Source organism: Parasphingopyxis sp. (genome assembly GCF_052168295.1).
Classification (GTDB): domain Bacteria; phylum Pseudomonadota; class Alphaproteobacteria; order Sphingomonadales; family Sphingomonadaceae; genus Parasphingopyxis.
The window spans coordinates 54,740-73,721 of the sequence record NZ_JBQLZN010000063.1 but is presented as its reverse complement, the minus strand read 5'-3'; the positions used below and the strand labels follow the sequence as shown (position 1 = coordinate 73,721).

At 64.7% G+C, this 18,982-nt stretch carries 21 protein-coding genes; 10 read left to right on the top strand and 11 right to left on the bottom strand.

The genetic code is table 11. From position 1 onward, the window contains the following. Positions 1-21: 21 nt before the first annotated feature. Complete coding sequence (locus ACTS1Z_RS10800) at positions 22-951, top strand: LysR substrate-binding domain-containing protein (RefSeq protein ID WP_442624467.1); 930 nt, start codon at positions 22-24, stop codon at positions 949-951. Here the strand turns inward: ACTS1Z_RS10800 and ACTS1Z_RS10795 are convergent. The 3 genes from ACTS1Z_RS10795 to ACTS1Z_RS10785 form a co-directional block, all read right to left on the bottom strand. Then, positions 932-1,693, bottom strand: coding sequence for an SDR family NAD(P)-dependent oxidoreductase (locus ACTS1Z_RS10795; RefSeq protein WP_442624466.1), 762 nt, complete (start codon positions 1,691-1,693; stop codon positions 932-934). The two genes, ACTS1Z_RS10800 and ACTS1Z_RS10795, sit on opposite strands and share 20 nt — an antisense overlap. A gap of 4 nt (positions 1,694-1,697) precedes the next feature. Continuing rightward, positions 1,698-2,144 (bottom strand): peptidylprolyl isomerase, encoded by a 447-nt coding sequence (locus tag ACTS1Z_RS10790; RefSeq protein ID WP_442624465.1) that lies wholly within the window; start codon positions 2,142-2,144, stop codon positions 1,698-1,700. Between the two features lie 151 nt (positions 2,145-2,295). Continuing rightward, positions 2,296-3,321 (bottom strand): LLM class flavin-dependent oxidoreductase, encoded by a 1,026-nt coding sequence (locus ACTS1Z_RS10785; RefSeq protein WP_442624464.1) that lies wholly within the window; start codon positions 3,319-3,321, stop codon positions 2,296-2,298. 118 nt (positions 3,322-3,439) lie between these two features. Here ACTS1Z_RS10785 and mgtE point away from each other — a divergent pair, with 118 nt between their 5' ends. After that, complete coding sequence (gene mgtE / locus ACTS1Z_RS10780; RefSeq protein ID WP_442624463.1) at positions 3,440-4,846, top strand: magnesium transporter; 1,407 nt, start codon at positions 3,440-3,442, stop codon at positions 4,844-4,846. A 36-nt stretch (positions 4,847-4,882) separates the two neighbouring features. Then, positions 4,883-5,287, top strand: a complete 405-nt coding sequence (locus ACTS1Z_RS10775; RefSeq protein ID WP_442624462.1) for a DUF1489 family protein — start codon at positions 4,883-4,885, stop codon at positions 5,285-5,287. A gap of 28 nt (positions 5,288-5,315) precedes the next feature. Here ACTS1Z_RS10775 and ACTS1Z_RS10770 read toward each other — a convergent pair whose 3' ends face one another. Both ACTS1Z_RS10770 and ACTS1Z_RS10765 read right to left on the bottom strand, forming a co-directional pair. Further along, positions 5,316-6,044 (bottom strand): head GIN domain-containing protein, encoded by a 729-nt coding sequence (locus ACTS1Z_RS10770; RefSeq protein ID WP_442624461.1) that lies wholly within the window; start codon positions 6,042-6,044, stop codon positions 5,316-5,318. Then, the gene (locus ACTS1Z_RS10765) at positions 6,041-6,661 is read right to left on the bottom strand and encodes a class I SAM-dependent methyltransferase (protein ID WP_442624460.1); all 621 of its coding nucleotides are present in this window, start codon (positions 6,659-6,661) and stop codon (positions 6,041-6,043) included. Before ACTS1Z_RS10765 ends, ACTS1Z_RS10770 begins: the two co-directional genes overlap by 4 nt. 89 nt (positions 6,662-6,750) lie before the next feature. On the opposite strand from ACTS1Z_RS10765, the gene ACTS1Z_RS10760 reads away from it, so the two are divergent. Together ACTS1Z_RS10760 and ACTS1Z_RS10755 are read left to right on the top strand one after the other, a co-directional pair. Next, positions 6,751-7,059 (top strand): metalloregulator ArsR/SmtB family transcription factor, encoded by a 309-nt coding sequence (locus ACTS1Z_RS10760; protein ID WP_442624459.1) that lies wholly within the window; start codon positions 6,751-6,753, stop codon positions 7,057-7,059. After that, a complete protein-coding gene (locus ACTS1Z_RS10755) occupies positions 7,056-7,610 on the top strand; it encodes an SRPBCC family protein (protein WP_442624458.1) in 555 nt (184 codons plus the stop codon). The genes ACTS1Z_RS10760 and ACTS1Z_RS10755 overlap by 4 nt, the downstream gene beginning before the upstream one ends. Positions 7,611-7,623: 13 nt before the next feature. Here the strand turns inward: ACTS1Z_RS10755 and ACTS1Z_RS10750 are convergent, their stop codons facing one another. Together ACTS1Z_RS10750 and ACTS1Z_RS10745 are read right to left on the bottom strand one after the other, a co-directional pair. After that, entirely contained in the window at positions 7,624-7,836 is a 213-nt protein-coding gene (locus tag ACTS1Z_RS10750; protein ID WP_442624457.1) for a hypothetical protein, read from the bottom strand. 104 nt (positions 7,837-7,940) lie between these two features. After that, positions 7,941-8,588 (bottom strand): cell wall hydrolase, encoded by a 648-nt coding sequence (locus tag ACTS1Z_RS10745; protein WP_442624456.1) that lies wholly within the window; start codon positions 8,586-8,588, stop codon positions 7,941-7,943. Between the two features lie 322 nt (positions 8,589-8,910). On the opposite strand from ACTS1Z_RS10745, the gene ACTS1Z_RS10740 reads away from it, so the two are divergent. From ACTS1Z_RS10740 to ACTS1Z_RS10725, 4 genes are read left to right on the top strand one after another with little or no spacing between them, the layout of a single operon-like run. Continuing rightward, positions 8,911-9,828, top strand: a complete 918-nt coding sequence (locus ACTS1Z_RS10740) for an SGNH/GDSL hydrolase family protein (RefSeq protein WP_442624455.1) — start codon at positions 8,911-8,913, stop codon at positions 9,826-9,828. Further along, on the top strand, positions 9,825-11,072 hold the full coding sequence (locus ACTS1Z_RS10735) for a GDSL-type esterase/lipase family protein (protein WP_442624454.1): 1,248 nt from the start codon (positions 9,825-9,827) through the stop codon (positions 11,070-11,072). The genes ACTS1Z_RS10740 and ACTS1Z_RS10735 overlap by 4 nt, the downstream gene beginning before the upstream one ends. A gap of 6 nt (positions 11,073-11,078) precedes the next feature. Continuing rightward, positions 11,079-12,488: an MBOAT family O-acyltransferase gene (locus ACTS1Z_RS10730; RefSeq protein WP_442624453.1), complete on the top strand. Its 1,410-nt coding sequence runs from the start codon at positions 11,079-11,081 to the stop codon at positions 12,486-12,488. A gap of 15 nt (positions 12,489-12,503) precedes the next feature. Next, a complete protein-coding gene (locus ACTS1Z_RS10725) occupies positions 12,504-12,947 on the top strand; it encodes a hypothetical protein (RefSeq protein WP_442624452.1) in 444 nt (147 codons plus the stop codon). Between the two features lie 197 nt (positions 12,948-13,144). Here the strand turns inward: ACTS1Z_RS10725 and ACTS1Z_RS10720 are convergent, their stop codons facing one another. Beyond that, positions 13,145-13,753: a cell wall hydrolase gene (locus tag ACTS1Z_RS10720; RefSeq protein WP_442624451.1), complete on the bottom strand. Its 609-nt coding sequence runs from the start codon at positions 13,751-13,753 to the stop codon at positions 13,145-13,147. 454 nt (positions 13,754-14,207) lie between these two features. Between ACTS1Z_RS10720 and ACTS1Z_RS10715 the strand changes: the two genes are divergently transcribed. Further along, positions 14,208-15,419: a CapA family protein gene (locus tag ACTS1Z_RS10715; RefSeq protein WP_442624450.1), complete on the top strand. Its 1,212-nt coding sequence runs from the start codon at positions 14,208-14,210 to the stop codon at positions 15,417-15,419. A 110-nt stretch (positions 15,420-15,529) separates the two neighbouring features. Here the strand turns inward: ACTS1Z_RS10715 and ACTS1Z_RS10710 are convergent, their stop codons facing one another. Genes ACTS1Z_RS10710 through ACTS1Z_RS10700 form a run of 3 tightly spaced genes read right to left on the bottom strand, consistent with a single transcriptional unit; the run spans position 15,530 to position 18,775 of the window. Further along, positions 15,530-16,441: an RDD family protein gene (locus ACTS1Z_RS10710; RefSeq protein WP_442624449.1), complete on the bottom strand. Its 912-nt coding sequence runs from the start codon at positions 16,439-16,441 to the stop codon at positions 15,530-15,532. Further along, positions 16,428-17,438 (bottom strand): stage II sporulation protein M, encoded by a 1,011-nt coding sequence (locus tag ACTS1Z_RS10705; RefSeq protein WP_442624448.1) that lies wholly within the window; start codon positions 17,436-17,438, stop codon positions 16,428-16,430. The genes ACTS1Z_RS10710 and ACTS1Z_RS10705 overlap by 14 nt, the downstream gene beginning before the upstream one ends. Then, positions 17,438-18,775: a DUF58 domain-containing protein gene (locus ACTS1Z_RS10700; RefSeq protein ID WP_442624447.1), complete on the bottom strand. Its 1,338-nt coding sequence runs from the start codon at positions 18,773-18,775 to the stop codon at positions 17,438-17,440. Before ACTS1Z_RS10700 ends, ACTS1Z_RS10705 begins: the two co-directional genes overlap by 1 nt. Positions 18,776-18,982: the final 207 nt, after the last annotated feature.

Here is an 18,982-nt window from a genome sequence, read left to right as displayed (position 1 = left end):
TTGCAGGGAAGGAGCGATGCAATGCGCAGATTGCCGCCTTTGACGGCCATCGAGGCCTTTGTGCAGGTCGCGCGACTCGGATCGGTCAAATCGGCTGCCGAGGAATTGTCGCTCTCTTCCCCCGCGCTCAGCCGTAGAGTCCAGAATCTAGAGCATTTTCTCGGCCGTTCGCTGTTCGAGCGCCGCCACCATGCGATGGTTCTGACCGAAGACGGCGAGGCTTTGCTCGCGCGGGTGTCCGGCCCGCTGGACGAGCTTGCCAACGCCATCGAAGTCTCGACCGGGCAGGCCGATCTGCTGCGTCTGCGGCTTGGCGTCCTGCCGCTTTTCGCATCGCAGCGGCTGATCGGCAAATTGCCCGAATTGCGCGATATGCATCCCGAACTCCATATCGATATCGATACGGCCGCCCATGGCACGGCGCGTCTCGGCGACGGGCTCGACGCGGCGATCACGCTCGCCCAGTCGATCGAACCCGGCCTCTATTCCCGCGAAATCGACCATAACATCATCACGCCGATCGGCGCGCGCGGGCTGACCGTACGCGGCGCGCCGGTGACCGAACCCGAACAGCTTGCCGGGCTGACCATCCTGCTGCACCGGGACATGCCCGAAACTTTCCTTTTCTGGCGCAACGCCATCGGCTATCCCAATCTCGAACCGGCGGCCGAGGACCATTTCGATTCCGGCCAGTTGATGCTGGATGCCGCCGCGCAGGGCCTGGGCGTCGCCTTCATGCTCGATTCGCACCTGCAGGATGCCGATGACGAGCGGCTCGTCCCGCTCTTCGATACGCGGGTGGAGAGCCCCTACAGCTACTGGTTCTCCTGCCGCCGATCAGCGCTCCGGCGCAAGCCGGTTAAGCTGTTTCACGACTGGCTGTTCAGCCGCGTCTGCCGTCAGGCGAGCGGCCCCTCGGAGTCCGGCGCGGCTATTGCTGAAGCAGTTTGACGAGCTCGCGCGTCACGCTGCGCGGCGTGACGCGGTTCGATTGCACCATCGCCTTGTTGAGGAAGCCGGGCACGACGATGGCCTTGTTCTTGGCCAGTCCCTCCAGCCCCGCCTTGACGACGGCTTCCGGTTCGCCGGCGAATTTCTCGAATAGCGTGGTTTCGGCCATATCGGCGCGATAGGCGAATTCGGTTTTCGTCGCGCCGGGGCAAAGCGCCGTCACCGCGATATTGTGCGGCAGCAGCTCCTCGTGCAGCGCTTCGGAGAGCGAGAGCACATAGGCCTTGCTCGCATAATAGACGGCCATGCCGGGCCCGGCCTGGAACGCCGCCGTCGAGGCGACGTTGAGGATCGATCCGCCGCCCATCGCGATCATCGCGGGGATGACGCGGTGGCAGAGCTGCGTCACGGCGATGGCGTTGACCTGCAGCATGTCGGTCTGGTCGCCGATCGCGAGTTTCTGGAACTCGCCGCGCGCGCCGAAGCCGGCATTGTTGATAAGCGTACCGACATAGGTTTCCGCATCCTCGATCGCCTCGATAATCGCGTCGGCGGCATCGTAATCGCTCAGATCCTCGGTGATGACGATCGTGTCCGGCCCGAGCTCGTCGGCCAGTTTCTGGAGCCGATTCTTGCGCCGCGCGACGAGCGCGACCCGGTCCCCGCGCGCCGCGCAGGCGCGGGCGAAGAGCCGGCCGAGCCCGCTCGACGCGCCGGTGATCAGGGTGACCGGGTTCGCCATGCGCCTAGCCGACGGTCATCGACTTGATGACGCCCGGATTGGCCGGCGGTTCGCCTTTGGGCAGCGCGTCGACATGCTCCATGCCGGACGTGACCTGGCCCCAGACCGTATACTGGCCGTCGAGAAACTCGGCGTCGTCGAAGCAGATGAAGAACTGGCTGTTCGCGCTGTTCGGGTCCTGCGCGCGGGCCATGGAACAGGTGCCGCGCACATGCGGCTCGCTGTTGAATTCCTGTTCGAGGTTCGGCTTGTCCGAGCCGTGCATGCCGGTGCCCGTCGGATCGCCGCCCTGCGCCATGAAGCCGGGGATTACGCGGTGAAAGACGACGCCGTCGTAAAAGCCGTCCTTGGCGAGCTCGGTGATCCGCGCGACATGGTTGGGCGCGAGATCGGGGCGCAGCTTGATGACGACATCGCCGCCGTCGAGCGACATGGTGAGTGTATCGGACATGAGTGTTATCTCCTGTTTCATTCGTGCCAAGATCGTTCCCAAATATCCGTCAGTCCTGAGCCTGTCGAAGGGCGCTTCTCCGCCGATAGACGTCCTTCGACAGGCTCAGGACTAACGGTTTTGGAACTGACCGTTTGCCTTGGCGGCTTCCTTAAGCGGCAGCGGCCGTCTCCGCCAGTCCATATTCTTCGGCGATCAGGCGGTAGCTCTCCCGCCGCGCCGCATGATCGGCCATGATGTTGACGAGCATCATTTCGTCGGCGCCGTAATCGCGCGCAACTTCGTCGAGCGCCGCACGGCATTCGCCCGGCGTACCGAGGATGACGCGGCGTTTCCGGCTGTCGAGTGCGGCCGGGTTCTTCGATAGCCAGTCTTCGGCCGTGTCGATCGACGGGACCGGGATCAGGACGTTGCGGCGGAGCAGCGCGCCGAGCATCGCGGCAGGTTTGCCGAGCCGCGCGGCCTCTTCCGCGTTATCGGCGGCGATCGTCCAGCTCGCGACCATCACATGCGGTTCGGCGAGCCGGCTCGAGGGGCGGAACCGCTTGCGATACTCGGCCGTCATGGCCTGTCCCTCGGGATTGATGAAATCGGCGAAGCAGTAAGGCAGTCCGGCCTCGGCCGCCCAGAGCGCGCTGTCCATCGACGATCCGAGCAACCAGATTTCCGGTGCGCCGCCGCCCGAGGGCAGCGTGTCGGCGAGCGGCGCGAAGGGATGGTCTTCCGGCAGCGTCCCGTCGAAATAGGCGATCAGCTCGGCGAGATTGTTCGGGAAATCGTCATGCGGCATGCGCCGGCCGCGGTCGCGCTGCAGCGCCATCATGATCCGCCCGTCGCCGCCCGGTGCGCGGCCCAGGCCGAGATCGATCCGGCCGGGCGCCATGGCGCTCAGCAGCGCGAAAGTCTCGGCCACCTTGAACGGCGAATAATGGGGCAGCATGATTCCGCCCGAGCCGACCCGGATCTGCGTGGTCGCCTGGGCGATGGGGCCGATCAGCGCTTCGGGCGCGGCCCCTGCCAGCGCCGGGCTCGCATGATGCTCGGCGACCCAATAGCGATGATAGCCGAGCGCGTCGGCCGTGCGCGCCAGGTCGAGCGTGTCGGCGATGGCGTCGGCCGAGGTCCGGCCCTCGGCGATGGGTGACTGATCGAGCACGGAAAGCGTGTAGTCGGACATCGCCGACACTGTAGCGGATCGCCCGCCTGAAGGAAGGGCGGCGATGAGAGGCTGACAAGCCCCTCGGTTTCGGTCTAAGCGCTAGCGGGGGCAGACATCCAAACGGGGAGGGCGGCAGATGAGTGATACGGCCACGGACGCTCCCGAAACGGAAGACGCCGCAACCGATCTCGACAAAGACGACCGGCTGAAGCCCGAATTCGTCGACGCCGTCGTCGGCTCGCTCGAATCGGGCGACGACGAGGCCGCGCGCGAGCTGGCCGGCCGCCTGCACCCCGCCGATATTGCCGACCTGTTCGAACAGGTGGAGCGTGATCGGCGCGCCCCGCTTGCCGCGGCGCTTTCCGAACTGCTCGACGGCGAAGTGCTGGCGGAAATGAACGACTTCGTCCGCGAGGCGCTGGTCGACGAACTCGATAATGAGCAGGTCGCCGATCTCGCCGCCAATCTCGAGACCGACGACGCCGTCGCGATCATCGAGGATATGGAGGCGGGCGACCAGCGCGAGGTGCTCGACGCGCTCGAGCCCGACGACCGGGCGGCAATCGAGGAAGCGCTCACCTATCCCGAGGAGTCCGCCGGCCGCGTCATGCAGCGCGAGCTCGTCGCCGTGTACGAGAATATGTCGGTCGGCGATGTCATCGATTTCCTGCGCCAGAACCAGGAAGACACGATGGATTTCTGGGAGATATTCGTCGTCGATACCGCGCATCACCCGGTCGGCACCTGCGCGCTGAGCTGGATTTTGCGGACCCCGCGCCATTTCGCGATTTCCGACGTGATGAAGCGCGAACAGACGCTGATCCCGGTCGATATGGACCAGGAAGAAGTGGCGCTGCGGTTCCAGAAATACGGCCTGATCTCTGCCGCCGTCGTCGACGATTCCGGCCGGCTGGTGGGCATGATCACGGTCGACGATATCGTCGACATCATCTCCGAAGAGGCGGGCGAGGACATCTTGCGGCTCTCCGGCGCGGGCGAGGGCGATATCAACCAGCCGATCGGCGAAGCCTATAGCGGCCGCGTCCGCTGGCTCGTCGCCAATCTCGGCACGGCGCTCGTCGCAAGCTTCGTCATCTCGCTGTTCGGCGCGGCGATCGAGGAAATGGTCGCGCTCGCCATCCTGATGCCGATCGTCGCCTCGATCGGCGGCAATGCGGGCACGCAGACCATGGCCGTCGCCGTGCGCGCGCTGGCGATCAACGAGCTCACGCGGTCCAATACCTGGCGGACCATCCGGCAGGAACTCGCCGTCGCGCTCCTCAACGGCACGACCATCGCGATACTGATCGGCATCGGCGCAGCGCTCGTCTTTTCGGACTGGGCGCTGGGCGGTGTGATCGCGGCGGCGATGCTGATCAATATCGTGATAGCGGGCCTCGCCGGCGTATTCGTGCCCGTGATCCTTGACCGGCTCAAACAGGACCCGGCCGTCGCCTCATCGGTGTTCGTGACGATGATCACGGACTCGGTCGGCTTTCTCGCGTTTCTCGGCCTCGCCGTGGCCTCGGGGCTGGTCGGCTGACTTGATCGCGGTCGCCATGCCGCCCAGATGGCAGGCATGGCGACGCTCCATATCACCAAGCCGGCCGTCGGCTGCGATTCGATCAAGCGGATCCAGCAGCGCCAGGCGCCGCGCGTTGCCGATGGCGAGGTCACGATCACCACGCGGTACCGCCCGACGCGGCACAAGGAGCTCATCGGCGGCTCGATATTCTGGATCATCAAGCACCGGCTTGTCGTCCGGCAGCGCATATTGGGGTTCGTCGAAAGCGGTGACGGCCGCTGGAACATCCGGCTCGATCCGAAACTCATCCCTGTCCGCGCCCGGCCCAAGCGCGCGCATCAGGGCTGGCGTTATCTCAAGGGCGAAGACGCGCCGGAGGATTTCGACGGGGATGAGGACGGGATCGCCGAGATGCCGCCCAAAATGCTGAACGAACTCGCGCGTTTGGGTTTGGTTTGAGTTTTTCCGTCAGGTCGAGTCTAACGAACTAACGCCGGCTCAGAAATCCGGCGCAACTGACCTGGCCCGATCCGATGCTGCGATCGGTGCAGGATGCGTCGCCATGGACGATCACGACCCCGTTGCCGACAGCAGTCACTTCGGCCTCGCGTTCGGCGGAAATCTCGATGCTGCCTGGTCCGTTGAGATTGACCGTCAGATCCTCGACGGTCAGCGCGGCACCATCCACGGTGCCCGGTCCCTCGACCGTCACCCGTCCGGTTTCCGCCCGGCCGCCGACTTCCATCACGCCTGACCCGGTCAGCGCGAGCGCCGCATGGTCGGCCGCGATCTCGCCGACCGCGAGCCGGCCGTTGCCACCTAGGCTGACGACGAGCCTTCCACCCTCCATCCGGTCGATCTCCAGATCCCCGGTGCCGATGACCGTCGCCTGTTCGAGCCGGTGGGTAGTCAGATAGAGCACGGCCGACTGGCTCTGGCGCCCGCCTGGATAGCCGCCCCAATTGTTGGAAACGTTCCGCCGCACGCGCAGCGTATTGCCGACCACCTGCACCGAGAGTTCGTCGATCGCCCGCAGATCGCCCTCCGCGCGCGCCGAAGAGCCGCGCCCCGTCTCGACGCGCACGACGAACGGGCCTTGAACCTGGATGCGGTCGAAATTGGTCACCGAATAGCCGCGCTGGGCCGCATCAGCAGGCGCGGCGGTTGAAATGGCCGCAACGGCGGCAATTGCGGCGATTGCGATCGGCATTCTCATATCCGGGCTTCTCCCCATTCGACCCATCCCGCCCAGCGCGGCGTTTTTTCCATATAGCCCCGATCTTGCTCGACAATGCTGAATCCCGCCTGAGCGACGGCGGAGCCGACCGGCCGGGTCAGATGACAGCCGCCCGCGATCCGCTTCCAGACGGGCTCGATCCGGCGCTGCCATTTCGCGACATTGGTGTCGGGCGCCGCGCCATGCTCGCAGTACAGCATCGTACCGCCCGGTTTCAGCACGCGCCGCGCCTCGGCAAGCGACTGCGCATGGTCCTGCACCGAACAGAGGGTGAAGGTGGCGAGCACCGTGTCGAAACCGTCATCGGCGAATGGCAGATTCTCCGCAACGCCTTCCTTGATATCGAAATCGATGCCCTCGGCCTTCGCCGCGTCGCGCGCGCGATCCAGCAGGCCGGGCGACGGGTCGACACCCTCGACTTTCGTCACCTTGGCGGGATCGTAGAGCGCGAAATTCGCGCCGCCACCCGCGCCCAGCTCCAGCACCCGGCCATGCGCCCGCGGCACGACCCTGGCGCGGCGCTTCATAATCGGCGGCTGCGTGCAGCAAAAGCCGATCAGGCGCGGTACGACATATCGGTCCCAAAGCCCTGCCATTGCCCGAACCGTGCCACGCGCACCGCCGCCTGCCCAGCGCTATTTATTTAAGCGTTGACTTATATAAGCAAAAACTTAAATATAAACGCATGGACAGATTCGCAGCCCTTGGCGATCCGACGCGCCGCACGATTATCGGGCTCTTGGCCGAAACGGACCGGCGCGCGGGCGATATCGCAGCGCATTTCGATACGACGCCTCCGGCGATTTCCCAGCATCTGAAGGTGCTGCGCGAGGCGTCGCTGGTGCGGGTCGAAAGGCGGGGCCGCGAGCGCGTCTACAGCCTCGATCCGGACGGGTTGGCTGCGATGGAGACCTGGATCGGCGAGACGCGGCGCGCATGGAACGGGCGCCTCGACGCGCTCAAACACGTTCTCGATGGGGAGGAAGGACGATGAAGGAAGAATTCGGCACGCAATTGGAGAGTGGTGCGCTGCGCTTCGTCCGGGATCTGCCCGGGCCGATCGAGCGTGTCTGGGAGCATTTCGTCGATCCCGCGAAGCGCGCGCTCTGGTTTTGCGGCGGCACGATGACGGAAACGCCGGGCGAGACTTTCACCCTGGCCTTCGATCACAGCCAATTATCGGACGAAGCCTTTCCGGACCGGTTTGCGGAGCTGAAAGGTGGCGTCTCGTTCGAGGTCAAGCTCGTCGAATTCGATCCGCCCCGGCGTCTCGTTTTCCGCGATTTCGGCGGCGACGATTTCAGCAGCGCGGAGGACGAGGGCGAGGTCAGCGTCGAGCTGGCCGCCATCGGCGATCGTGTGAAGCTCACATTGATCCAGTCGCCGCACAGCGATTTTGCGCATCTGATCAGCGCCGCGGCCGGCTGGCAGTCGCATCTCGGCATCCTTATCGACGAACTGGCCGGCGATCCGCACCGCGCCTTCTGGGCGGAACACGCGGAAGCCGAAGAACATTATCGCGACAGACTCGAACAGCCGTCCTGACGCTGCGAATCGCCTATTCTTGGCTTTTCTTCCAGGCCGCCATGCGCTGCGAATAGGGAATGCTACCCAGCGCCGCGCCGAGGCCGATAATGCCGCCGCCGATCGCGCCGCCAATGCCGAGCAGGCCGAATGTGATGATCGCGGCGATAACGGCGCCGGCCGTGATGAAGGCGATGTCCTTGCCCGTCATTTTCGGCTTGTCCGCCGGTTGCGAAGTATCGCTCATTGTCGCTCCCCCCTCTTTGAAGCGACAATAGTCTGCGTCACCGCAATCCGCTGCGCAATATTCCGGTCCGCAAGACCGGACATCGCGCGCCGGGGCCGGCGCGCCTAGCGATAGAAGATATGGGCGCCGATCTGCCCGACCCGCTCGCGGGTGCGCGAGAAGCGCGGACGGACATAGCCGGCGTGGAAGAACAGCGCGTCGCCGACGACCGGTTCGCTGACGCCGTTGCGCGCGTCGATCGCGATCTCGACCATCCGGTCCCAGAGCGGCCCTGAACGGACCGGCTGATGCCGCCGGATGTTGGAGAACTGGTGGCGCTGATAGACGACGCCGCAGATCGTGTCGGGGAAGAGCGGAGACGCGACGCGGTTCATGACGACCTGCGCCACGGCAAGCTTGCCTTCATAGGGTTCGCCGCGCGCCTCGTTGCTGATCGTGCGGACCAGGCATTCCAGCTCGTCGTCATGCGAATCGTTGATGGCCACGGCCTGGCTTTCGGCCGATACGTCTTCGCCCGTCTCCGCTGCGTCCGCCGCGTCGAGATCGATCATCTGCTCGGCAACCGGCGTGGTGAGCCGGTCGGCCAGAGAGGGCGTCAGTCCGGCTTCTGCCAGGAGGCTGGCGTCGTCGGCGGCGGATATCGTCGCGTCGGCGCTTTCCGAGGCGATGCCGGATGTGGTCGCCACGCTTGCGCCAAGAATGGCGGCGAGCGCCGACACACCGAAAATCAGTCTTTTGTGTCCGAAGGACATGATCTGCTCCGAATAATGCTATTTGGCCGCCGCGCAGCGAAATCGCTGCCGCAGCGCCGGCTCGCTACCATCTGCCCATCGCGTCCCCGGCTTTCAAACCGCGATCGGACGAACGGACCGGTCCTTGCGATCAGTCGTGGAATATTGTTGCCGCGACGCGTTCGTAAGTTTCGGCGCTAATCCGCCATCCACGTCGTCAAAAGCCCTTTTCCCGTATCGCGCGCGTTCACCTATGCTCCGCTATCGACGGGTTGCGCTGCGAGGTGCTTGCCAAGCCATGCGCCATTGGACATGAACGCGCGGCAAGAGACGGAGAGGCGCTTTGAACAAGTTGATTCTGTTGCTTGATCGTACGGCCGTGCTGTTTATCGGCGTCGCGGTCGGGGCCGTGATCGGTCTTGCCTTTCTCGGCGGCGGCGAGACCGACGAGGCGGTCGCGAGCGCGCCTGCGCCGGTGGTCACGCCCGCCGAAAGCATGTCGGCCGAAGCCCCGCCCACCGAATGCGCGGTGCAGTTCAACCGCAGCCTCACCAATTCGCTGGCCGAGGGCGAGCCCGTCCAGATCGGCGTATTCGGCGACAGTTTCGGTGACGGGCTCTGGGCGGCGCTCTACCGTTCGTTCCGGGGCGAAGACGATTTCGTCGTCCACCAGTTCGCTCAACAATCCACGGGTTTTACCCGCTACCGGAGCCTCAACATTCTCGAGGACATGGAGGAGAAGCTCGACAGCCAGCCCATCGATATCGCCGTCCTGTCCTTCGGCGCGAACGATACGCAGGGCATCTATTCAGGCGGAACGAGCGCCGAGTTCATGAGCGAGGAATGGCAGGAGATTATCGGCGACCGCGTAGATGCGGTGGTGCAGCTGCTGCGCGATCGCGGCGCGATCGTCTATTGGGTCGGGCTGCCCAAGATGCGGCGCGCCAATTTCGATGCGCAGATCCAGCAGCAGAATGCCTTTTATGCCGCGCGCATGCGCGAGCTCGGCGTGCCGTTCATCGATACGGTGCCGCTGAGCGTCGACGAGAACGGGCAATATGCGGCCTATCTGCCGCATCCCGAGACTGGCGAACGGACCATGGCGCGCGCCAATGACGGCATCCACATGACGGGGCAGGGCTATGGCTTCCTGACGCGCGGGCTCGAGCAGCGCATTCGCGGCTATGTCGACAATGCGCGGGCCGAGGCGATGCGCGAACGCGAACGGCGCGGCGAGGGTACGGAGCAGGCGGACGGATGAAGGCCGGCATCGTTATCGCGGCGCTGGCGGCGAGCCAGTCGACCCCCGAAGTCTGCACGGAGCGGCTCTGCTACGCGGACAATATCGCGCCCTTCTTCGAGGCACTGGCGGACAGCGACCGGAATAGCGGCGATCCCGTCCATATCCTCCAGCTCGGCGACAGCCATACAGCCGGCGACATGATCACCAATGGCTGGCGCGAGGAACTGCGCGAGCGCTACGGCCATGGCGGTCGCGGCGTACTGGCGGCTGGCCGGCCCTATGGCGGCTATCTGACCTGGGGCGTCACCGCGTCGCAGACCAGCGGCTGGGAGGTCAATTCCACCTTCGGGCGCGGCTACGCCAATTACGGCCGCCCGCTCGGCCTGTCCGGCTTCAGCCAGACGGCGCGGGCAGAGGGCGAGATGCTCGGCCTCTCCGCCGATACGCCGGACCAGGGCTTCAACCGCATCATCGTTTGCGCGATCAGCCAGCCCGGCGCGGGGACGCTCACGATGCGGCTCGGTTTCGAGACCGAACGGTTCGAGCTGGACGGGCCGGAACAACGGACGGTCTGCCGGACGATGGACAGCGAATATCCGCAGCTTGGCGCATCGGTGACCACCGAAGACGACCGGATCGTCACCGTTACGTCTTTCGCGACGATGATGCGGGAGGGCGGGGTCACGCTCTCCAATCTCGGCGTCAGCGGTTCGCAGTTCGTCCATGTCGGCCGGACGAGCGACGAGGTCGTGCGCGCCGAGCTGGCCGCTTACGATCCGGATTTGCTGGTGATCGCCTTCGGCACCAATGAGGGTTTTTCGCAGCAACTCTCGCCGTCCCAATTCGAGAGCGACCTGCGCGCGCAGGTCAACCGGCTGCGGCGGCTCGCGCCACGCGAAGTCCCGATCCTGCTGATCGGCGCGCCTGACGCGAACACGCGGAACCGGGGCCTCGCCGACAATTTCGGCGCGCCCGTGCCCTGCGCGGACCCGCCGGGCGTCGATAGCGGCGGGCGGCCCTGGTACACGCCAACGCTGCTCGCCGAACTCAGGGATCGGCAGCGCCGGGTTGCGCGCGACATGGGCCTCGCATTCTGGGACTGGAACGCCGCCATGGGCGGGCGGTGCGGCGCCCATCGCTGGCGCAGCCAGGAGCTGATGCGCGGAGACAGGGTGCATTTCAATCAGACCGGGGGCGCAAGGATCGGTCAAATACTGTTTGCCGATCTGGAAAGAGCGGCGGCGGCGAGTAGCGAACGCTAACGCCGCATGCTGTTTCCGACCCTTACCTTCGGGCTGTTCTTTCTGGCCGTCTATGTCATCGCATGGGCGCTCAAAGCCTCGAACGAATGGCGCAAGATATTCCTGCTCATCGCGAGCTGGTTCTTCTACGGCGCGTGGGACTGGCGCTTCGTCGCGCTGCTCATCCTGTCGGGCTTTCTGAACTGGGGCGCGGCCTGGCTCATCATCCATTTCCAGGACGATCAGAAGCGGCGCAAGCTGTTCCTCGTTCTCGGCGTGATCGCGAACTTAAGCATTCTCGGCTGGTTCAAATATTACGGCTTCTTCATGGAACAGTTCGCCGCGCTCCTGACCGGGCTGGGCTGGGAACGCGACCTCTATATCATGCAGGTCGTCCTGCCGGTCGGCATCTCCTTCTTCACCTTCCAGGGGATGAGCTACCTGTTCGACATCTACCGCCGGCAGACCGAGCCGGCCCGGCTGCTCGACATGGTGCTGCTGATGAGCTTCTTCCCGCATCTGGTCGCGGGTCCGATCGTGCGCGCTTCGCACCTGATCCCGCAATTCCAGAGCGTGCCCAATATCACCAAGGGCATGGCGGCGATCGGCATCCTGCTGATCGTCTGGGGGCTGTTCAAGAAAGCGGTGATCGCCTCCTATCTCGCGACCGAGTTCGTCGACCCGGTCTTTTTCGATCCCGCCGCCCATTCGAGCCTCGATCTCATCCTCGCGGCGTACGGATACGCCGTGCAGATCTATTGCGATTTCTCGGCCTATAGCGACATGGCGATCGGGTTGGCCGCATTGCTGGGCTATCGCTTCCCGCATAACTTCAACCAGCCATACCGGGCGGCGAGCCTGCAGGATTTCTGGCGGCGCTGGCATATCAGCCTGTCGAGCTGGCTGCGCGATTATCTCTACATCTCGCTCGGCGGCAGCCGGCATGGCCGCAGGCGGCTCTATTTCGCGCTGATGACGACGATGCTCTTGGGCGGCCTCTGGCACGGCGCGAGCTGGAACTTCGTGATCTGGGGCGCGATCCATGGCGGCGTGCTCGTCGCCGAGCGCGTCTGGCGCGAATATCGGCCCGATCACTGGCCGCAACTGCCCGCCGCGGCCGGGATCATCATCACCTTCCATATCGTGACGCTGGCCTGGATCTTCTTCCGCTCGGCGACCTTCGCCGATGCCAGCCAGTATCTGGCCGGACTCGCGGCATTCGACTTCTCGACGACGACGCTGACGCCGCTCGGGCTCGCCCTGATCATCTTCGGAACGGCGCTGCACGCCCTGCCGCCCGATGCGATCCAGCGCAACGCGCTCTGGGTGCGCAAACAGTCGGCGGCGCTGGTCGGGCTCGCGACCGGCTTCCTGATCCTCATCATCGACGCGATGCGGCCCGAGGGCGTCGAGCCGTTTATCTATTATCAATTCTAGGCGGAAAGGAGAGCGATGAGCGATACCGACAAATTGCTGGCCGAACCCGCCGAAAAGGCACCGCTGACCAATCCGAGCGGCGGTGCGGACATGACCTCGCCCGTCGATCTGCCGACCGACGAAGCGGACGCGCAGAATGCGCTGCTCTGGACGTCGATCGCGATCGCTGTCGCCACTGCCGTTCTGCTGCTGTTCAATGCCGAAGCGCTGCGCGGCTGGGCGTTCGAACTCGAACCGGGGCCGCAAAGTGAGCGCATCGTCGAGATCACCGACGGCTGGTACCGCCAGACCGAGCGTTTCTATCTCGACCGGCCGGTCGCGGTGATGAGCGAGTGGTGGGACGGCATCAAGGCGATGGAGTTCGGCGCGGACGAACAGGCCGGCGATGCTGTCGATGCCGAGGCAGCCGCGGCCGAGCCCGAAACGCGCGAAGAAGAGCCCGGCTTCTCTCCCGAATAGCGATGCAGAGGTTTCGTTAGTCCTGAGCCCGTCGAAGGACGCTTCTCCGCCGATAGACGTCCTTCGACAGGCTCAGGACTAACGGTATTCGGAAAGCTCTATCCGATCCGATCTGTGGAAAAAGCGCCCCGGAATGAGAGAGGCCGCCCCCTCGTGATGAGGAGACGGCCTCTGCGACCCGGTAAGAAGGGGGATACCTACCGGTAGAAGATATGGTCTTCGATCTGCGTCACCCGCGGGCGCGACCGGTGAAAACGCGGGCTGACATAGGCCGCGTGATAGAAGACGGCATCGCCGACGACGGGATCGCTGATCCCGTTACGCGCGTCGATCGCGACTTCCATGGCATTGGCCCAGCGCTGGTCGTTGCGCGACGGGTTATAGGCGTTCGTGTTGAAGAACTGCCCCCGCTGATGCGCGACGTCGCAGATCGTGTTCGGGAAACGCGGCGAGTTGACACGGTTCATCACGAGCTGTGCGACGGCGAGCTGACCCGTCATCGACTGGTTCGCCGCTTCATGGCGGACGATCTTTGCGAGGCAGATCAGGTCGGCGTCGACGGTATCGTTGATCGCCGTCACTTCGACCGGCGCCGCTTCGGCTTCGACAGCCTCTTCGGCAACGGTGTCCGTTTCTTCGTCCAGCGCGATAACCGGTTCGACGATATCGTCGCCCTGCGCCGGAACCTCGGTCTCGATGCCGCCGGCGGCCAGAAGCTCACCGTCGGTTTCGGCGCTGATTTCGCCGTCATTCTCGAAGGCGAAACCGGTTGCCATCGGCAGCGCCACGGCCGTAGCCGCAACCATCGCCGACACTCCAAAAATCACTCTCTTACGCCCGAAGGACATAAATGCTCCATTCCATGCGCCAAATGGCGCGGGCCTGCGCCAAAAAAACTACTCGAACTACTTGCTGACCCGCTCACATTTCACGGCTTGCGCGATGATCCCGTTTGATGGGCGCATCTGTGCCTTTGTTGACGACTATCTGAATTGTGCAGCGCAGCATTACAAGCAGATTACGATGAGTGGAGGAGACAACACGACGACTTGCGCAATAAAATTACAACGATTTTCGACATCGATTTGCGCTAAGATACTGAAAAATATCGACTGTTAACCAGTTTCGAAAAGAAACTTAGCAAATTTTGTGTGAATCCGGCCCGCCGCCGAAACGACTCGCCGATGGGGCGGTCCGTCTGCTAGATGTTCGGAGAGAATCGCTTGAAATCGTGACGAAAAGCCGTCCGAAGAGGAGTTTATGCACCGTTTGGCGCTGATACCGACGATTGCCTTCGGCATTTTTGCCGGCACGGCCCTTGCCGGTTGCACGGAGGGGCAGTCCGCGCCGGCGGCGATGATCGCCGACGGGACGATCGGTGACCGGATTTCGGAGCAGCCCGTCGAAAATTCGGCCGAGCAGGCGGTGCCGAACCGGACGGACGCTGAGACCGACGGCGGCGAGCGCACCTATACGATCCTCGGCGTCGGGGACGTGATGATGGGCAGCGACTGGCCCGAGCCAGGCATGGATCCGCGCGTGACGCCGGACGGGGACCCGGCGACGGTCATGGGGCCGGAACTCGTCGAGATGTTCGGCGCGGCCGATGTCGTGTTCGGCAATTACGAAGGCACGATCCATGCGAGCAGCCGCGATGCGAAAGCCTGCGGCAATTCGCGCTTCTGCTACGTATTCCGCAGCCCGCCCTTCCATGCCGATTATCTGCGGCGTGTCGGTTTCACGCTGATGTCGCATGCCAACAACCATGCGCGCGATTTCGGCGAAAGCGGACGGACCGCGACCGTCGACAATCTGCGCCGTGTGGGCATCGTCGTTGCCGGCGGGGATCGGGACGGGATGCGGATCGGCGTCCAGACGCTCGACGACGGGCGCACCGTCGCGCTCGTCTCCTTCGGCCATAATCCGGGGCTGCTGAGCGTGCGCAACTATGCGCGCGTGACCGAGATGGTGCAGGCGGCCGACGCGCAGGCCGATATCGTCATGGTCTCCTGCCATATCGGTGCCGAGGGTGCGGACTATCATCGCGTGACGCGCGATACCGAAACCTATCTCAATGAGAATCGCGGTAATCCGTTCCGCTTCGCGCGGACCGCCGTCGATGCGGGCGCCGATATCGTCTTCTGCCATGGCCCGCATATTCCGCGCGCCGTGGAGGTCTATCAGGGCCGGTTCATCGCCTACAGCCTCGGCAATTTCTGGACCTATGGCCGGTTCAACCTGCGCGGCCATAACGGCCTCGCCCCGATCGCGCGGCTGGAAGTCGATGCCGAAGGCGCGCTGGTATCGGCCGATATCGTATCGGCGCGGCAGGACCGGCCCGGCGGCCCCTATCTCGACCGCAGCAACGCCGCCGCCCAGCGGACCGCTGAACTTACGGTCCGCGATTTCCCCGAAAGCGGCGTGCGGATCGACGCCAGTGGACGGCTAAGCTGGCCGGGCAGCGCAGACTAGCAGTCGACCTACCGCCAATTCCGTTAGCCCTGAGCCCGTCGAAGGGCGTCTATCGGCGGAGAAGCGCCCTTCGACGGGCTCAGGGCCAACGGATTTCTTGCTGCGCTTTGCTAATCATCGCCGCTTTCTTCGCCGGTATCGAACTTGTCCCTGCGCCGGTTGCCGAAGAGCATCCGGCGTTCGAGCCGTTTGCCGAGCGCCGCGTAATAGGCGCTGAGGAAGGCGTAATCCTCCTCGCCCTCCTGCCATTCCCAGCCGATCTTGCCGCGGATCGTGCTCGCGACGTTGGACTGGGTTTCGGCATTGCCCGCGCGCAGCACATTTTCGAGCGTCTGCAGCTCATATTCGCCATAGGCGTCGAGCTGCGCGTCGGTGAAGCGGTAGGGCGTCGCCGCGTCCGCGCTGTCGCCGCCGAGATCGATCTCCAGTTTCCGGCGCGGCGCATGCACCACCCAGGTCCCCGCGATGATATCGCCGGCGCGCAGCCGGTCCTTGTTGAACAGGGGAAAGAAGAGGAAGAGCCCGGCCCATAACAGGCCGATCAGCGCGATCAGCCCGTCGACGCCCTCGCCGCCCGCGAGGAAGGAGATCGGCAGGAATATCTCGATCTCGCGCATCAGGTTGCGCGCGATGACCGCATCGGCCGTCAGCCGCCCGCCGTCCCGCGCGACGACCCGCAAGCCGACGGCGCGCTTGCCCAGCGTCGCCGAGCGTCTGCCGATCTCGAACGCGATGAAATAGAAATTGCGCAACAGGAAGAAGCCGAGCAGCCAGATCACCGCCACCACTTCGATCCCGTCCACCGCGCCAGCGCCCATCGTTCCGAGGCCGGCGGCCACGACGAGAATCGAAAAGATGATCAGGATTACGACGAGCAGGCTGAAATCGATCAGGAATGCGCCGGCGCGCTGCCCGGCCGTGCCGAGTTTCAGGCGCAGGTCCACGCCTTCGGGCGTGATCAGCGTGCGTTCGGCGGGCGCGCGAACCGGGCTCGAAGGCGGGGCCGGACTAACGCTCGCCATCATCGACCCTCGGAACGTAGAAATAGGCGCACCAGAGCGTGAACATCGCCGCGGCGATGGCGTAGCGCGTCCAGTCGTCGGTGATGAGCTGGCGTCCGAAACCTTCGAGCAGGCCCGCGAACATCAGCATCACGATCACGCCGATCATCGCCGTCGCGGCTTTGCGGCCGGCCTTGCGCGCCGCGTTGAGGCGGCTTTCCATGCCCGGAAACATGATCCGCATGCCGATATGCAGCCCTGCCGCGCCAGCGAGCACGATCGCGAACAGCTCGGTAGACCCGTGGATAAGCAGCCAGCCGCCGAGTTCGAAGCCGAGCCCGCGCTCGACGAAGATTGCCGTGAATGCGCCGAGGATCGCGCCGTTATAGACCATGAGCAGCGCCGTCGGGACGCCGAACGCGAAGCCCAGCGCGAAGGCGAAGATCGATACCTGCGAATTATGCGTGAACAGATAGGTGGCGAACACGCCGAGCCCGTTGCTCTCGCCCTCGTGATAGAGGGTGGAGCGCAGCGCCTCGGTCGTCGCCTCCGGTCCGCGCTCGGCGGCGAGGCCGCTCGGCACGATCGCGTTGAACCAGCTCGGATCGCTGCTCACCAGCATATAGGCGGCGAGCGTGCCGACGATCATCAGGACGGTCGCGGCGATGGTTTCGCGCCACAGCCCCCGGACCGCGACCGGCCAGTCATGGGTGAAAAAGCTGGCGGCGCGCTGGCCGAAGCTCGTCCGCACGCCATAGACGAAGAAATAGGCGCGCGTGCACAACCCCTCCAGATAGGCGATGAGCGCCATATCGAGCGAGGTTTCGCGCGCGACGGAGAGCGAGGAGAGAGCGGAGCGGTAGAGCACCGGCAGTTCGAGCAGATCGTCATCCGAGAGCTTTCGCACCGATCCGCCCTCGGCGCGCTTGAGCAGCTCTTCGAGCCGCGCCCAGTCTTCCTCCCGCTCCGCCCGGAACGTCGTGCTGTTGAAGATCGCCTGTTCGCTCACCCGTTCCATCAGAGGAGATTCCGTCGCTTGAGGTCGACATAGCTGGCGACGAGCCGCGTGCCGACTTCGTTATGATCCGCTTCGAGCACATGCGCGCCCATCCGCTGCAATCGCGCGATGACGATCGCGCGCTCCCGGAGCAGCGCGTTGGCCGTGACCGCGCGCGAGACGTCGGCCGTATCCTCGGGCCGGGCATGGGCGAGGCTCGTCAGCTCGGCGTCGCGCAGCACCACGAACAGGACGAGATGCCGGTCGAGCATCCGGCCCGCCGCGCGCAGCATCAGTTCGGCGCTGGTCGGATCAGCGAAATCGGTGAAAACGATGACGAGCGAGCGGCGATGCAGTTGCGCGGCGAGCGTCGTCAGCGCAAGCGTGTAATTGCTCTCCTCGGGCGCATAATCGATATCGGCGGCCGTGCGCTGAAGCGTCGAGAAGCCGCGCGTGCCGGTGACTGTGGGACTGGCGATGCGCGGGCGGCCGGCAAATGCGAAGAGGCTCGCCCGGTCCCCGGCCTTCAAGGCGACATAGGCGGTCAGCAGCGCGGCGGAGATTGCCCGGTCGATACGGGGCAGGCCGGCGATCGGCTCGCACATGGTCCGTCCGCTATCGAGCGCGAACACGATATGGTTGTTGCGCTCGGTACGATATTCCTTGGCCAGCAATTCCGTGTGCCGCGCCGATTGCTTCCAGTCGATCGTGCGCCGGTCCATGCCGGGCTGGAACTCGGTCATGGAATCGAATTCCGTGCCGTCGCCCCGGTCGAGCTGGGCGATCAGGCCATGCGCGGCATCGCGCAGATAGAGCTGGATACCCTTGTCGTGGATCATACCGATATTGGGCGTGACGAGGATTTCCGCGCCGAAATAGTCGCGCTTCTGGATCCAGGCGAGGCCGAGCGGCCCGGTCCAGCGCGCCCAGAGATGGCCGATCATCGCGTTGCCGCGCCGATTGGCCGTGAACCGCGTATCGATCTCCGCCTGCCCGTCGATCATGGTGGCGCTGGCCCGCCGCCCGCCGCCCGCGTCGAGTTTTTCGTCGACGCTCAGTGCGACCTCGATCCGTCCGGGCGAACCGCGCCTGTCGATCCCGCCCTCGCCGTCCTGAAACCGCAGCCGGCTCGTGACGATGAACGGCGCGCCGACGCCGATCGTCGCGGGCTTGTCGATCTCGATGTCCAGCCGTTCGCGCCGCTTTGCGCTCGCCGCGTCGAGCAGGATCAGCGCCGCCATGAGCACGATCCAGATCAGCCCGAGATACCAATATTGCGGCACGACCACGCCGATCACAAGCGCAGCGGGCGCGCCGAGCGCGGTCAGGATTACGGACCGGGCGGTCGGATAGATCATGTGCGTCTCGCCATAGAGTGTTTCTTGGATTTTTTGCGTTTCGAGCAATGACCGAGCTTCCCCTCCCCTTGATGGGGAGGGGTCAGGGGTGGGGTGATATCTCCGTTCGCGCCGTTCCAAGCCGATGGTTCACCCCCACCCAAACCCTCCCCCATCAAGGGGGAGGGCTTAAGACACCGCTCTATCTGTAAAGACGAGTTGCCGAGT